This window comes from Hymenobacter fastidiosus (assembly GCF_039539565.1).
GTDB classification, from domain to species: Bacteria; Bacteroidota; Bacteroidia; order Cytophagales; family Hymenobacteraceae; genus Hymenobacter; species Hymenobacter fastidiosus.
In genome coordinates this window covers 1-15,079 of record NZ_BAABDJ010000001.1, presented here as the reverse complement: position 1 = coordinate 15,079, position 15,079 = coordinate 1, and the positions used below count along the sequence as shown (strand labels likewise).

Genomic DNA, 15,079 nt, shown 5'->3' with positions numbered 1-15,079 from the left:
TCCAGCCCCTAGCTCCTGACTTCTCACAGCCGGCAGCCCATCTCACCCGGCGTAACAGTAGTGAGTTAGTGCGGGGTTGTCGTTCAACGATAGTGGTACCACGACTGAGTTAGTGCGGGGTGGTCGTTCAACGATAGTGGTACCACGACTGAAGAAGGCCCGTGTAGTGCGCCGCCTCCGCCGGGGTGGTCGTTCAACGATAGTGGTACCACGACTGAAGAAGTCGTGGCACCACGCCGGAACGCCCCGGATACAGGTGGAAATCCGCGTAATTAGCGGTCCTTTGCGCTGGCTGTTCCTGATTTTACGCTTTGTATGCCCGAATCTATTCCTGAGCTCCGCACCGTGGAGGTGACGCGCTACGTGACTCCGCTCCGGGAGGGCGGCTCCCTGCCGGCTCTGGTGGAAGCCGATGACGGCTTTTTGTACGTGCTCAAGTTCCGGGGCGCGGGCCAGGGCGTCAAAGCGCTGATTGCCGAGCTCATTGTGGGCGAGCTGGCCCGGGCCCTGGGGCTGCGGGTGCCGGAGCTGGTGTTCGGCCAGCTCGACGAAGCCTTCGGGCGTACCGAGCCCGACGAGGAAATCCAGGATCTGCTGCGCGCCAGCACCGGCCGCAACCTGGCCCTGCACTACCTGTCCGGCGCCATCACCTTCGACGCGCTGGTCACCACCATCGAGCCGTACCTGGCTTCGCAGATTGTGTGGCTCGACTGCCTGACGCTGAACGTGGACCGCACCGCCCGCAATACCAATATGCTGATGTGGCATAAGGAGCTGTGGCTGATCGACCACGGCGCGGCCCTCTACGTGCACCACGCCGGGCCGGACTGGGCACAGCCCAAAAGCCGCCCGTTTGCCCAGGTGAAAGACCACGTGCTGCTGCCCCAGGCCACCGAGCTGGCAAGCGTGGATGCCGGGAGCCGGGCCCGGCTGACTCCGGCCCGGATCCGCGCCATCGTGGCCCTGGTGCCCGACGAGTGGCTCCCGGAAGAGGGCTCCAACCAGTCGGCCGCGGCGCAGCGTGAAAACTACGTGCGGTTTTTAGAACACCGCCTGGCCACCGCCGATACCTTTGTTCAGGAAGCTCAACATGCCCGCAATGCACTTATTTGAGTACGCCGTGCTGCGCGTGGTGCCCCGGGTAGAGCGCGAGGAGTTCATCAACGTCGGCGTTATCGTGTACTGCGCCGCCCAGGGGTTTCTACAAACCCGGTTTGCGCTGCCCGAGGCCCGGCTGCAGGCCCTGGCCGGCGACGGGCTGGACCTGACGGACGTAACGGCCCGCCTGCGGGCCTTCGAGCAGATCTGCCGGGGCCGGCAGGAAGGCGGCACCATCGGGCAGCTGCCGCCGGCGTCGCGGTTCCGCTGGCTCACGGCCACCCGCAGCACCGTGGTGCAGACCTCGGCCGTGCATCCCGGCCGGTGCGAGGACGCGGCCGCAACGCTGCTTCGGCTGCTGAGTCAGCTGGTGCTGTAGCTGTTTCCCAGACCTTGCCTTGCTCAGACCGGAACTCCCCGCCCTGCTGGTCCGGGCGCTGCCGGGGCCAGTATTTCCCGCCCGCCGAGTGCGGCACTTGCATAGGACTTACGCAAAATGCTTTCACGCAGTGTTTCGCCGTGTTAAACCGCAGTGTTTCGCAGTGCGAGGACGTTAAACCCTGCGAAACACTGCGGTTTAACCCTGCGAAACACTGCGTGAAATGGCACCAGGAGGGTTTTGCGTAAGTCCTATTGCCGTTATCTTTAGGGAAAATATTCCGCAACAAAAACGCCTCAGCCGCCCACTCCCACCCATGAAACACCTCTTCCTGTTCTTCCTTTTTCTGGCCAGTGGCATTGGCGCTTCGGCTACTCAGCTCACCTTCCGGGTCGATATGAGCCAGCAGACGGTGGCGCCGGCCGGGGTGCGCGTGGCGGGCAACTTCCAGAACGCCGCCGGCTTCGGGGGCGACTGGAACCCGGCCACCACGCTCCTCACCGACCCCGACAATGACCGGATCTACGAGCTGACGGTGACGGTTCCGGCCGGTACTTACCTCTACAAGTTCGTGAACGGCAACTCCTGGCCCGGGGCGGAAATCGTCCCGGCTGAGTGCGGCCTCAACGATGGCGGCGGCAACGTGAACCGGCAGGTGACGCTGGGGGCCGCGAACCGGCGGCTGCCCGCCGTCAGCTTCGGCGGCTGCCTGACGCAGGTGGTATTCTCCGTGAATATGCGCGGGCAGACGGTCTCGCGCGACGGGGTGCACGTGGTGGGCAACTTTCAGGCCCTGGCCGGCTACGGGGCCAACTGGGACCCCACCAGCATTGCCCTCAGCGACACCAACGGCGACGAGATTTACGAGGTGACGGTAGCCTTGCCGGCCCCGGGCCGGTTTCAGTATACGTTCGTCAACGGCAGCCGCCTGACGGCCGCCGAGGCCGTGCCCGCCGCCTGCGGCACCGACGACGGCACCGGCCAGCTGACCCGGGTGGTGGAAGCTCTGGCGGCCGTAACTACCGTGCCTACCACCTGCTTCGGCACCTGCGACGTCTGCGGTCCTTCCCTCACGGGCTACCCTACGCACTGGTGGAATGATGCCGTCTTCTACGAGGTATTCGTGCGCAGCTTCTACGACACCAATGCCGACGGCAAGGGCGACTTCGCCGGCCTCACCGCCAAGCTCGACTACCTCAACGACGGCAACCCCGCCACCACCACCGACCTGGGCATCACGGCCCTCTGGCTGATGCCCATGATGGAGTCGCCGAGCTACCACGGCTACGACGTGACCAACTACAAGGCCACCGAGGCCGACTACGGCACCATGGCCGGCTTCGAAGCCTTTCTGGCGGCGGCCCACGCCCGGGGCATCAAAGTCATCATCGATCTGGTGCTCAACCATTCCTCCAGCCAGCATCCCTGGTTTACCCAGGCCCTGAGCAGCCCGACCAACACGTACCGCGACTGGTACCGCTGGTCGGCCACGAACCCGGGGCCGGGCTGGTACCTGCGCAACGGCAGCTACTACTACGGCTATTTCTGGAGCGAAATGCCCGACCTGAACTGGCGCAATCCGCAGCTTAAAGCCGCCATGTGGGATGCCACCCGCTTCTGGCTGAAGAAGGGGGTAGACGGCTACCGGCTCGATGCGGTGAAGTACCTGGTGGAGAATGGGTCGACCATCGAAAATACGCCCGAAACGATGAGCCTGCTGGAGGAATTTCACGATACGGTGCGGGCCGTGAACCCGAATGCTTTCACCGTGGGCGAAGCCTGGGGCCCTACCCCGACCGTAGTACCCTACGTGCTTAACCAGCGGCTGGATGCCTGCTTTGAGTTTGACCTGGCCTCCGCCATCCTCAGCGCCGTGAGCTCGGGCAGCGCCACGGGCTTGCGGAATCAGCTCACGCTGATCAACAACACCTACCCCAGGCTGCAGTACGCCACCTTCCTCACCAACCACGACCAGAACCGCGCCCTGGGCGTGCTGGGTGGCAACATGGCCCGCATGAAACAGGCCGCCGCCCTCTACCTGACCATGCCCGGCGTTCCTTTCCTCTACTACGGGGAGGAAGTAGGCATGCTGGGCGCGGGCCCCGACGAAGACAAGCGCAAGCCCATGCAGTGGACGGCGGGTTCCCAGGCGGGCTTCACCACCGGTTCCCCGTGGCGGGCCGTGAATGGCAACTACGCGCAGTTCAACGTGGCCACCATGCAGGCCGACCCCAATTCCCTGCTGAGCCACTACAAAAAGCTGATTGCGCTGCGCATGGCCCAGCCCGCGCTGCGTAAAGGCTACCTGCTGCCCGTAACGGGCGCGGCGGCCAGCATCGTCAGCTACGCCCGGGTGTATGAGCGGGAAGCCGTGGTCGTGGTCGCCAACCTGAGCAGCACCGCGGCGGCCAACCCGGCCCTGTCGCTGGCCGTGTCGTCGTTGCCGGCCGGCACCTACCAGGTCACGGAGCGGTACTCCGGGCAGGCCGCCGGGCAGGTCACCCTCGACGGGCAGGGCGGCTTCAGCGGCTGGACTACTCCCCTACCAGCTTTAGCCGCCAACCAGACCTGGCTGCTCCACCTCACCCCGACCATGCCCACCCCGACGGCGGCGGCGGCCGGGCTGACTTCGTTCAGCCTCTACCCCAACCCCACGGCCAGCCTGGTGCGGCTGGAACTTCCCAAGGCTCTGCCATCCTCCGTCCAGCTGAAAGTGTACGACCTCAGCGGCCGGCTGCTGCACACCACCAGCTTCGCCGGCCGCAGCCACACGCTCGATACCAGCCCCTGGGCCAACGGCACCTACTTCCTGCGCGTCCAGACGAGCCAGGGCGTGTCGATGCAGCGGCTGGTGGTAGCGCACTAGCGCGGGCCGTGGTGAGTGGTGCCACGACTTTTTGGTCGTGGTACCACTATCGTTGCTGATGCGTGGGTCCCGTTCAACGATAGTGCGGGTCCCAGCTTTCCTGAGTGAGGGCTTTACCGGTGCCGACGGTCCTTCGACGATAGTGGTACCACGACCAAAAAGTCGTGGCACCACTCACCACGGCCTAGGGTGCGGGAGGCAGCGGCATCCAGTGGGTAACGCCTTTCACGTAGCGCTCCACGCCATTGGAATCCGGCTTGATAAAGGCGTGCTTGGAGCCCGAGCCGGGCTTATACTGAGCCACGATAATATCGAACCAGGCGCTGGGCACATACACCAGCACCCGCTGATTGGGCGTGGGCAGCTGTTCCGCGCGGGTAATCCATTCCATGGCAGTACGACTGGTAAATGAAAACCCGGCCCGGGGGCAACCGCTAAATCCGCGGCACGAGCCAAAAGTAAGCACCCCCCGGCAAATCCTGGGTTATGAAATCGTGAGCCTGGGACATACGGGCCTGATCCGTGGGTGTTTACCCCAACAAAAAGCCGGAGCTACCGCTCCGGCTTTTTGCATTCTGCCTTTCAGGATGCGCCTTTACGCCTTGCTCGCCGCGAGTGGGGCCGCCTGCAGCGCGGCCAATACGGTGCGCAGACCCTGCTCGGCATCGGCCCCGAGGTGGATGCGCAGGGTGCGGCGGTTGTAGTCGCGCAGGGCCTGCAGGTCGCCGGCCGCCTGGGCATTCTTGAACGTGCCGAAGGAATACGACCGGCCGGGCAGAGCCAGATCCACGTGTTGCGGGTGGTCCATGGTGAACTGCACGAACAGACCCTGGTCGGGGCCGCCCTTGTGGTACTGGCCGGTGGAGTGCAGGAAGCGGGGACCGTAGCCGGAGGTGGTAGCCAGGTGCAGCTGCTCCTGCACCTGGGTGCGCAGCGTCAGCAGGCTTTCGTTCAGCGCCGCCGACTCGGTCAGGTAGGCCTGCAGGTTGAGGAAGTCGCCGGGGCGGGCCTGAGCGAAGAAGCTGTGGACGACTTCGGCCGCGCTGCTGCCACCCACGGCGGAGTAGTAGGCCACGCCATTCTCGGTCACCTTCGGCGCGTCGCCTTCGGGCAGCCGGCCTTTTTCCTGCACCACCTTCATCAGGCTGTCGGTGGCGGTTTTGGCGGCCTGCACGTTGGGCTGGTCGAAAGGGTTGATTTCGAGTACGGCACTGGCCACGGCCGTGGCCACCTCCCAGCGGAAGAACTCGGCTCCCAGGTCCAGCGGCTCGTCCATCAGAATGCGGATGACGGGGTGGCCGGCAGCTTCCAGGGCCTGAATTTTGGTCTGGTTGGCGGCGTCCGCCTCGTTCTGGTAGCCCACGTACACGAACACGCGGTCCTGCCCGTACACGGCCGGTTCCCGGGCGGGCTCGCCGGCGATGGGCAGCATGCCCTTGCCTTCCTTGCCCGTGCTTTCGGCAATGAGCTGCTCCAGCCAGAGGCCCAGGTCGCTGAGCGAATCGGGCACGATCAGCGTGAGCTTGTCGCGGCCCTGCTGGGCCAGCACGCCCAGGGCCACGCCCAGCTCCAGGCCGGGGTTGTGGTCCACGGCCCCATAGGCGCCGCAGGCCCGCATCATGCGAATGGCCCGCTCCAGGATTTCGCCGATGTTCAGCCCGTAGAGCGCCGCCGGCACCAGCCCGAAGTACGACAGGGCCGAGAACCGGCCGCCCACTTCGGAAAAGTTCAGGAAGATGCGGCGGTAGCCCTGCTCCGTAGCCGAGGTCACGAACTGGGAGCCGGGGTCGGTGATGGCCACGAAGTTCTCGCCGGCCTTGTCGCCCTTGATCTGCCGGAGCCGGTCGTAGAAATAGTCGCCGAAGGCCAGGGGCTCGGCCGTGGTGCCCGACTTGCTGGCCACGATAAACAGCGTTTCGGCCAGCGGCACCGCGTCGGCAATCTGGCGTACCGTGCCGGGGTCGGTGGTATCGAGCACCGACATCGGCAAGCCGTTTTCGCCTTTGGTGAAGGACTCTTTGAATACGATGGGGGCCATAGTGCTGCCACCCATACCCATCACGACCACGTGCTTGAAGCCGGCCGCTTTCACCTCGTGGACGAACTGCTCGATTTCCGGCACGGCACCCACCATCGTTTCGGCCACGCGCAGCCAGCCCATAAAGCTGCGGATGCTCTGCTGGCCGGCGGCATCCGGCACCCAGAGCGACGCCTCCTTGTTCCAGAACCCGGTGGTGAAGTTTCTGGCGTTGAATTGCTGCAGCCGGGCGTCCACGGCGGCCTGGTACCGGCCCAGGCTCAGCGTGGCGGGAACTACGGTTGCGGTTAGCGCCTGCTGACGCTTCTGGTCCAGGGAGGCCATTAGTTTACCAAAGGGTTCGTTGAATTTCCTGGCCCCATCCATTTCCAGGTGGTTGGTCAGCTCTTCCAGGTCGATGCCCAGCTCGGGCAGGCGGCGCAGCACTTCCCGCGCCTTGTCAACTCCGTCTTCCAGCCGGTGCGCCGATATGCCCCGGGCCCGGAAAATATCCAGCGTCTCAACCGGTACGGTATTCACCGTTTTGGGCCCGATGAGGTTCTCGACGTACTTCAGGTCGTCGTAGTTGGGGTTCTTGTTGCCGGTGCTGGCCCACAGCAGGCGCTGGGTAGCGGCGCCCTGGGCTTTCAGGGCTAAGTAGCGTGGGCCGCTGAAAATCTCCTGGTAGATCTGATACGCCTGCTTGGCGCTGGCCAGGGCCACCTCGCCCACCATCGACTGCGCCAGGGCGCCTTTCTCCCCGCCTTCGGCCGCGAGCTTCTCCAGCAGCGGGTCCAGCAGCACGTCGATGCGCGAGAGGAAGAAGCTGGCTACGGAATCGATGTGGTCAATCGGCAGACCGGCCTGCACCCGGTCTTCGAGGCCCGCGAGGAAAGCGTCGGCCACCAGGCGGTAGCGCTCCAGGCCGAAAATCAGGGTCACGTTCACATTGATGCCCTCAGCAATGAGCCGACGGATAGCGGGCAGCCCTTCCAGGGTAGCGGGCACCTTGATCATCACGTTGGGCCGGTTCACGGCCTGCCAGAACCGCAGCCCTTCCTCGATGGTACCGGCGGTATCATTGACCAGGGCGGGCGATACTTCCAGGCTCACGTAACCGTCGCCGACATTGTCGGCGCTGTCGTAGAGCGGGCGGAACAGGTCGCAGGCGTGCTGCACGTCGGCTACGGCCAGGGCGGTATATATTTCGTCGGTGGTCTTATTCTGCAAAGCCAGGCTGCGGATGGCCGAATCGTAGTCGTCGGAGCCGCCGATGGCTTTCTCGAAGATGGCCGGATTCGACGTCACGCCGCGCAGGGCTTCGTCGGTGATGCGCCGCTGCAATTCGCCGTTGATCAGGATTTGGCGGCGGATAAAGTCCAGCCAGATGCTTTGGTCGAATTCGCGGATGGCAACGAGAGGGTTCATAAACGGGAGCTTGATGGAAGCGCCAAAGTTCAGGAAAGAATTCTGGCAACCGGACAGGTGCCGGCAATTTTCTGGAAAAGGGCTTCACCGCCCCCCTGATCTTTATTTAGCGCCGGGGTTGTGTGGCTGAATATAATAGTGCTCCTTGCTAATCTATTTAGATTCTCATTCCGGTTACTTTAGTCAGATCGATGCGCTTACAACTATACCTGACGGCCGACGAGCTGCTCCCCTTCGATCATCTGTCGGTGCTGAAAGGCGCTTTTCACCGCTGGCTGGGCCACGATGACGACCTGCACGACGGCCTTTCGCTCTACTCGCTTTCGTGGCTGCGCGGCGGCCAGGGCAGCCGCGGCGGCCTGCGGTTCCGCGACGGGGCCCACTGGTCCATTTCCGCCCACGACCCGCGCATAATTCACGCCCTCGTGAGTGGCGTAGTGCGGGAGGCCGGGCTGGGTCAGGGCCTGCGGGTGCGGGATGCCCGGCTGCTTTCGCCGCCCCCGTTTCAGGATGGGGAGCAGTGGTTTCGGGTGCTGAGCCCGGTGTTCGTGAAGTACCTCGCACCGGAAGCCAAACTGGGGGCCGCGGCCGACCATTTCACCTATGAAAATCTGCGTACCGACGAACTGCTGACCCAAACCCTGCGCCGCAAGCTCTGCCAGGCCGGCCTCGACGATACCGGCGCTGCCGTCCGCTTCGACCGGGACTACGTGGGCGCGAAAACCAAGCTCTTCCGCTACAAGCAGGTGCAGTGCCGCGCCAGCCAGTGCCCCGTGATTGTCACGGGCACGGCCGAGCAGATCCGTTTCGCCTGGTGCGTAGGCGTGGGCGACTCGACGGGGCTGGGGTGCGGGGCGCTGGAGTAATTGACTTACTATTTATTCTCTTCATGATGCAGCAGGAATTATCACTGTTACTTCAAACGCCTGACTTCTCTGCCCGAGCGGTTTTGGAAATTGAAGCCTTGGCTCCCCTTTCTATGGTAGCCAAAATGCCCGGCAAATACTACCGCAGCCAACCCAAGCCAACTGACCATATGCTGTGGGGGATGCTGGAAAACGCCCTAGGCTGGCACATCAGTGATGTGGAGCGCAAGCAGCTATTCGCGAAGTTGAAAAAACAGCATAAGCTAAAAGACGTAATCGGCTCCGGCGTGGGCTACCAAAGCTTACTGCAGTGGCATGTTCGGTTCGGGGTGGTCATCGTGCCGCCGTTGATGCACTATGATGACTTATGGACGCAGCATTTGAAGGGCAAGAACTTCCCCGGCGGCAGCCGCAACTATGATGCGCAGGCTATTCCGATAATGAATGCCGAGCGGGGCAAACGCATCAAGTATTCTGATGCGGGCAGTGCCAAAAAAGGGGCGGCGCTGCTTCAGGATTTTGAGGAAGGTGATGAAATACATATCGGCGTACTCCGCCCCCACTTCCCGCAGTACTATTCCAGCCCGACGCCTCGGGAGTATGTGGAGCCAACGGGCAACTACCGGATAACGGTAGAAACGTCTCCGGCCTTGCTGGAAGCGTTGCAAGCTGCTACCAACAACCCAGCGGCTCCGCTCTATCTGGGTTCTAACGACGGCTGGATTGAAGCTTCCTGGCAGACTATTCAGCAATAGCGGTATGACAAAGACCACAGAAACTCTGGTTGACTTATTCAACCAGTTGGCGCACCCCTATTCTCGCTACGGCTTAGCTATCACTATTCTTCAGGCCGAATTAGCGGACGAAGTTTCTGAAGATGTATTGCGGGAATCATTGGCGTTGTCTATCGAAGATGGCATGGGACATTTTCGGATGCGCACCTTCGATGACCCGCAGCATACGACCGAACTCACGTTTGCCCCGGTGCGCAGAAGCGAACTGCTGGAAGACAGTAATCTTGTGCAGTCGGCCGGGTTAGCTTCCAAAGGACTCTACCTATATCCCAGCGTGGTTACCATCGACGGCGGAGCGAAGGATACTTTCAAAAACGCGGTATTGATTCTGGAGGCTTTACGCGCCCAAAAGCCACTCGGTAGTGCTGTAGAGCTAAGCCGCTCGTTTGCGCCAACTACCGCTAAAATCAACAATGGTACTGCTTCCCAAACGCCGCCCAAAGGCACCTTATTGGAGGCTGCTTGCACCATCATTACAACGCTTACTCCGCTCAAACCTGCCGGCTGGCAGAAGTCAGGGTCATCGGATTCAATTTTAAATACTGCTATTATTCCTGATCTAGAGCTGCCGGATTTACTGCAATTCATTGGGTTATTCAATGCTATGCAGGTTGGCGACGTAGGTAGCCAGTTGATGATAGCCACGCTGCCCGCGAAGCAACCGCCGAAGGAAAGCACTCAGGTTAAACCAGCCAAGGCCAAAAAAGCCGTCGTTACCACTTCCGAATACAAACGGCCCCGCCTCCATGCAGGCAACTACCCGTTCGCGCCCCAGAACTCGGATGCCTTCGGCACCATTGGACTGCTGGGGGCCATCGGCCGCTGGGCGCACCGGGCCAGGGAAACGGAATGGGCTGCCCGCGTCCTGAACAGCCTAGCTGATGCGCCGCTTTATATCGTGTCCTACGACAAGATTCAGCAGGTGCATTTCGGGCATCATGTGACGCGGCTGGCCCTGGAGCACGAGTTATCCAGCCTGTTGGCTAGTCTGTACCGTGACACGGTGCTGTACCGGGAACCAGACGTGCAGCGGCGCTACGACAATCCCACCTACCAACTTTTCTACTTCACGGCCGCCCGGTTTCTCCAGCTTTTTTCCCGGCCAGCCTTTATCGATTTTCTGGCGTTCCGTGCGGAATATGCCCCCGAACTAGCCCCACTCTTCAACGAATACTTTATGAACATTGACTCTGAAATTGTACGGTCGGCGGGTGCTTTGGGCCGTTGGCTCAATACGACGGCCTACCTCGTGGCTCGCGACGACGTTGGTACAGGCGTCGCCAACCAAGAGGAATTGGTGAAGAAAGCCAAGGCCAAAATACTGGTGGAATTTGAGAGTGCGGCTATGAGTGCCAAGTCCCCCCAGGACCTGCTTTTCCGCATTTCCACCCGCGCCGGCCGCCTGTTGCAGGACGATGCGCCGGCCGCCGCCGAACGGTTCATGGACGCCACGGCCACCGGCGAGATTTCCCAGCAGGACGCCACGCACTTGCTGGTAGCCTATATGCGTCTGCGCAGCAAAGCCAAGGCAAAAAACGTAGCTGAAACGCCCGCCGAAACTGAACCCGTCAGTATTTCTGACCTGCCCAACAACTAATTCTTTCACGCACTCACTTCTCAGGTTATGATTATCAAAGGAATTCTGGTTACGCTGCTGGCTCCCATGAGCGACCATATTGCCAATGGCGGCGAAAAGATTTTGGGCAATGCCTCCTCCATCAAGCGCCGGCCCGATGGCCGTGTATATATTTCCGGGCAGATGCAGCGCCACGCGCTGTTCTCGGCCCTGGACCGCCTGAATGCCGACGACGAACAGAAAGCCGACACCTACGTCTCCAATGGCGACGGGGTAACCAACGTGGTAGAGCGCGACCTGCGGGCTGACTTGGGCGGCTTCCTGCAAACGGCCAAAGAAAGCTATTCGGGCCGGCGTACCGCGCCGCTGTCGGCCACCCCCGCCGTAGCCCGTAAAAGCAGCGAAATCGGCCGCGATCTGCTTATTCGGTTGAAAATGCTGGCAGAAAAAGGAGCCGATTCAAAAAGCCAGGCGTTAGCCACCCGCGAGTTCTCGGAGGAAGATGATATGCTGATGAGCTTCTTCGTGGATGTTTGCGCGGTAGGTATCCGGAAGCGTTTTCGCTACGAGAGCGAAATGCACGTCGCCACCGAATACGTGAAGCACATTGACGAAGCCGAGCGGAAGCGGCGTATCCGGCTGGCGCTGGAAGCCACGGCTTCGCTCACCGACTACGCCAACCAAGCTCGGAACGCCGTGTCGGGAGAGCCGCAGAAAGTGCTGATTGTGTTTGACAACCGCCTTTCCCGCAAAGCCTGCCGCTATTTCAAGGCCGAAGATGGCTCACCGGAGCAGCGCAATATCCTGCGTGAGTTGGAAGCGCGGGGAGCCACCTATTTCCTGGGCGACGACACGGCCAGCGACGCCGATAGTGTATTTGAGGCGTACCAGAAGGCGCAAGCATTTCTCGCGGCGAATACCCTCTACGACCCCAACCCCGGCGCAGCGCTTCTGACTACGGCGCAGTTTGAAACCAACACGAAATAGGCCTCGGGTATGGAGCCGCTCGCCAAACCAAAAGGGCAAAAACAAGCGGACGGCTCCAGCCAGCCCATTACGCTTGCCGACCATACCCAACACGTACAGGAGGAGGCCGCCCGTCTGCTTGCGGCGCGGCCCTTCCTGGCGCAGAAGTACTTGGCCCGCACCGGTCGCAACCTGCCTACGCTGGTAGATACGGCGGCCCGTTGGCACGATGAAGGCAAGCTGCACGACGACTGGCAGCAGGCGTGTCAGCAAGACTACCAGGAGTTTCTGCGACGCGGCTTTACCACCGGGGCAAATCTGCAAAAGGCCGGCATACGACACGAAATGGAGTCGTTGGTACGGCTCAACCTTTCGGCTGACAAGGCACTTCCTGTTTGCGGCTACACAGCTATTGCGGCCCACCACGGCAAACTTGGGAAGAAGCACGAGAAACGTTGGCAGAAAACGCTGAACTACCAGGCCCTTTGGAAGCATTTTGTCAGCAAAGGCGGTGAATTTACCGACCCAACTTTACGGGATGCGTTCGACCAGGCCATTGCGCGACGCTACGAATACGACGGCCCAAGAGCTATTTTGCAACTCGCCGACCACCGCGCCAGTGCCCTGGAAGAAGGTCAGCCGGTGCCCGCCTTCCGGCCGTTTGCCTACACGTTCCCTCATAGCGAGAAAAGAGGCGTTCAGCAATTAGTTACGCAGATATGGGATGAGCCATTCGCCATTCTGCGGGCTCCTACTGGAGCCGGTAAAACTGATGCGTCGCTGCTGTGGGCGCAACGACAGATAGAAATGGGCCGGGCCGATCGGTTGGTCATTGCTATGCCCACGCGCTTTACGGCTAATGCCTTGTCTATTGCCGTGACGGAAGCCTTGAGCAGTACTGGCCTATATCACTCCAGCGCGTGGTTTCAGGCTAAAGCCCAGCCCACGGTGCAAGGCGAAGCCGACTGGAAAAAGGAGTTGGCCTACGCCCGGCAGTTGGAAACGCCCGTTACCGTCACGACTATTGACCACCTGTGCATTTGCCTGACGGGTGCCCGCGAAGACCATCACGGCATCTTCTGGGCGTTGGCGCACAGCTGTGTAGTGATTGATGAAGCCGACTTTTACGACGACTTCACTCAGCGCAACATGGTGGTGCTGCTACGGGCGTTGCGTTTGCTGGATGTGTCCGTACTGGTGATGAGCGCCACCATCCCGGAATCGGCCCGCCAACTTTATGCAGATGCCGGGCAACTCACCGACACGATTCAGGAAGACACCTCCGATTCTGAGCGAACCCGCTGCCGCCTCTACCAAGCCGGGCCGTGCGCGTCGCCGGACGATGTTGCCGAACTCCTGCAGCGCGGCCTCGACGGAACTCCGCTGATTATTTATGCCAACACGGTCCGGCGGGCGCAGGCTTACCGACGGTGGTTTGCGGAACGTGGCTTTGATGACGTAGTGCTTTATCACTCCCGCTTCACGGAGCCAGACAAAGCGACCATTGAGGAGCAACTCAAAGGGATGCTGGGCACTGAGGCCTGGCAAGTGAACCGGCAGCACGGCGTGGCTATTCTCACCCAAATCGGTGAATTGAGCGTTAACATCAGCACAAACCTGATGATTTCCGACCTCTGCCCGATTGACCGCCTGACGCAGCGTGTAGGCCGCTTGGCCCGCTTTAAAGACAAGGGCGGCAATCATGTGGTAGGCGAATTGTACCTCGTAGAGCCTCACCAACTAGACAAGGAGGGCAAGCTCCGTTTTTATCCCGCACCGTACGGGCATTTTCGCAAAGGCGTAGGCTGGGAAATGACAGATACTCTACGCAAATCTCAGACGTGGCTACAACCCGGCCGGTACTCAGCCCAGCGGTTTGTGGATTTGGTGAATGATCTATACCCTGAAGTAGTGCCTGAAACCGCAGAAGTACGGGACAACCGACGAAAGTTGGAGGACTCAGTGAAAACCAACTGGCTCATTCTGCCCTTCGAGGAAATAGACCAAGAAGACGATTCCACGCACGCCTGGAAAAGCCGTGATATTGATGCTCAAAAGGCCGTTTTCGCAAACGTAACCTATTCACCTTTCCCAGAAGATGACAGCGACCCGTCAACCTTTCCCAACTGGTTTGCTTTCCGTGAATGGGCTTTGCTGTACAGCATTACTATCCCAATCTATGAGTACAGCCGGGGCATCAAGCTGGGTATGCTGGAAAAGCACACCATCCATATTGGTAGCGACGCCGAAGAAATATTCATTGTGAAGCCCAAATACTATTCTTCTCGAATGGGCCTGATGCTTTATGAGCAAGCGCAGGAAAGAAACGATGATATGGACGATTAACAGATACTGTTATGCGCATCACCGGCAAGCACGTCAACTACTACCACATCTGCCACCGCAAGCTGTGGCTGTTTCACCACGGCATCAGCTTTCAGCAGACGCATGACAACGTGGCTGATGGCTCCCTGCTGCACCTGACCAGCTACCCGCAACGGGCGGCGCGCTACCGCGAAATTCAGATCGACGGTATCAAGATCGATTTCTATGATCCGCAGGATCGGGTAATCCACGAAATCAAGCGCTCCGATAAGCTGGAACACGCCAGCATCGCGCAGCTCCAATACTACCTCTACGTGCTCGAACGACATGGCGTATCCGGGCCAACCGGAATACTGGAATACCCCAAGCTACGCCAGACGCAAACCGTGGTGCTCACCGACGCCGACCGGGCTGCCATTCCGCAGTGGGAAGCTGCCATTGAGCAGATCGTAAGCAGTACGGAGTGCCCACCCGTCATCAACAAGCCGCTCTGCAAGCAGTGCAGCTACTACGAGTTCTGCTACGTGGGGGAATGAGTTGCCGGTTGTAAGTTGTGAGTTGCCGGTTGCCAGTTGTGTGTTGCCGGTTGCCGGAAGAGCACGAAAGTATTCGCGTATTCAGCTCAATCGACTACGAAATCCGCGTCATCCGTCTAATCCGATAAATCCGTGGTCCGATGAGAAAAACCTACTATCTGTTTAGAAGCTGTTTGAGTTAGTTTTGTTGGATGCAAGCAGCCTCCATTTCAGCCGTTCGGAAACGGT

11 protein-coding genes are annotated in these 15,079 nt (G+C 60.7%); 9 read left to right on the top strand and 2 right to left on the bottom strand.

Going from position 1 to position 15,079, the window contains the following annotated elements:
* Positions 1 to 315 precede the first annotated feature (315 nt).
* The 3 genes from ABD833_RS00055 to ABD833_RS00045 all read left to right on the top strand — a co-directional run bounded on the left by ABD833_RS00055 (position 316) and on the right by ABD833_RS00045 (position 4,343).
* Positions 316 to 1,113 (top strand): HipA family kinase, encoded by a 798-nt coding sequence (locus ABD833_RS00055; protein ID WP_345070132.1) that lies wholly within the window; start codon positions 316 to 318, stop codon positions 1,111 to 1,113.
* A complete protein-coding gene (locus ABD833_RS00050) occupies positions 1,091 to 1,477 on the top strand; it encodes a DUF3037 domain-containing protein (protein ID WP_345070131.1) in 387 nt (128 codons plus the stop codon). The genes ABD833_RS00055 and ABD833_RS00050 overlap by 23 nt, the downstream gene beginning before the upstream one ends.
* Before the next feature lie 316 nt (positions 1,478 to 1,793).
* Entirely contained in the window at positions 1,794 to 4,343 is a 2,550-nt protein-coding gene (locus ABD833_RS00045) for an alpha-amylase family glycosyl hydrolase (RefSeq protein ID WP_345070129.1), read from the top strand.
* A 184-nt stretch (positions 4,344 to 4,527) separates the two neighbouring features.
* Here the strand turns inward: ABD833_RS00045 and ABD833_RS00040 are convergent, their stop codons facing one another.
* On the bottom strand, positions 4,528 to 4,734 hold the full coding sequence (locus ABD833_RS00040) for a DUF551 domain-containing protein (protein WP_345070128.1): 207 nt from the start codon (positions 4,732 to 4,734) through the stop codon (positions 4,528 to 4,530).
* A gap of 204 nt (positions 4,735 to 4,938) precedes the next feature.
* Positions 4,939 to 7,788, bottom strand: a complete 2,850-nt coding sequence (locus tag ABD833_RS00035) for a bifunctional transaldolase/phosoglucose isomerase (RefSeq protein WP_345070127.1) — start codon at positions 7,786 to 7,788, stop codon at positions 4,939 to 4,941.
* A gap of 191 nt (positions 7,789 to 7,979) precedes the next feature.
* On the opposite strand from ABD833_RS00035, the gene ABD833_RS00030 reads away from it, so the two are divergent.
* From ABD833_RS00030 to cas4, 6 genes are read left to right on the top strand one after another with little or no spacing between them, the layout of a single operon-like run.
* Positions 7,980 to 8,654 carry a CRISPR-associated endoribonuclease Cas6 gene (locus ABD833_RS00030; RefSeq protein WP_345070126.1) on the top strand — a complete coding sequence of 225 codons (675 nt, stop codon included), beginning with the start codon at positions 7,980 to 7,982 and terminating at the stop codon, positions 8,652 to 8,654.
* Positions 8,655 to 8,677: 23 nt separating this feature from the next.
* Positions 8,678 to 9,409 carry a hypothetical protein gene (locus tag ABD833_RS00025; protein ID WP_345070125.1) on the top strand — a complete coding sequence of 244 codons (732 nt, stop codon included), beginning with the start codon at positions 8,678 to 8,680 and terminating at the stop codon, positions 9,407 to 9,409.
* Positions 9,378 to 11,045, top strand: coding sequence for a hypothetical protein (locus tag ABD833_RS00020; protein WP_345070123.1), 1,668 nt, complete (start codon positions 9,378 to 9,380; stop codon positions 11,043 to 11,045). Before ABD833_RS00025 ends, ABD833_RS00020 begins: the two co-directional genes overlap by 32 nt.
* A 27-nt stretch (positions 11,046 to 11,072) precedes the next feature.
* Positions 11,073 to 12,011: a type I-PGING CRISPR-associated protein Cas7/Csp1 gene (cas7p, locus tag ABD833_RS00015; protein ID WP_345070122.1), complete on the top strand. Its 939-nt coding sequence runs from the start codon at positions 11,073 to 11,075 to the stop codon at positions 12,009 to 12,011.
* A gap of 9 nt (positions 12,012 to 12,020) precedes the next feature.
* On the top strand, positions 12,021 to 14,336 hold the full coding sequence (gene cas3, locus ABD833_RS00010; RefSeq protein ID WP_345070120.1) for a CRISPR-associated helicase Cas3': 2,316 nt from the start codon (positions 12,021 to 12,023) through the stop codon (positions 14,334 to 14,336).
* 11 nt (positions 14,337 to 14,347) lie between these two features.
* The gene (gene cas4, locus ABD833_RS00005; protein WP_345070119.1) at positions 14,348 to 14,851 is read left to right on the top strand and encodes a CRISPR-associated protein Cas4; all 504 of its coding nucleotides are present in this window, start codon (positions 14,348 to 14,350) and stop codon (positions 14,849 to 14,851) included.
* Positions 14,852 to 15,079 lie beyond the last annotated feature (228 nt).

Coding starts and splice junctions, on each gene's coding strand:
- ABD833_RS00055 (WP_345070132.1), top strand. CDS start 316: ATGCCCGAATCTATTCCTGAGCTCCGCACCGTGGAGGTGACGCGCTAC.
- ABD833_RS00050 (WP_345070131.1), top strand. CDS start 1,091: ATGCCCGCAATGCACTTATTTGAGTACGCCGTGCTGCGCGTGGTGCCC.
- ABD833_RS00045 (WP_345070129.1), top strand. CDS start 1,794: ATGAAACACCTCTTCCTGTTCTTCCTTTTTCTGGCCAGTGGCATTGGC.
- ABD833_RS00040 (WP_345070128.1), bottom strand. CDS start 4,734: ATGGAATGGATTACCCGCGCGGAACAGCTGCCCACGCCCAATCAGCGG.
- ABD833_RS00035 (WP_345070127.1), bottom strand. CDS start 7,788: ATGAACCCTCTCGTTGCCATCCGCGAATTCGACCAAAGCATCTGGCTG.
- ABD833_RS00030 (WP_345070126.1), top strand. CDS start 7,980: ATGCGCTTACAACTATACCTGACGGCCGACGAGCTGCTCCCCTTCGAT.
- ABD833_RS00025 (WP_345070125.1), top strand. CDS start 8,678: ATGATGCAGCAGGAATTATCACTGTTACTTCAAACGCCTGACTTCTCT.
- cas7p (WP_345070122.1), top strand. CDS start 11,073: ATGATTATCAAAGGAATTCTGGTTACGCTGCTGGCTCCCATGAGCGAC.
- cas3 (WP_345070120.1), top strand. CDS start 12,021: ATGGAGCCGCTCGCCAAACCAAAAGGGCAAAAACAAGCGGACGGCTCC.
- cas4 (WP_345070119.1), top strand. CDS start 14,348: ATGCGCATCACCGGCAAGCACGTCAACTACTACCACATCTGCCACCGC.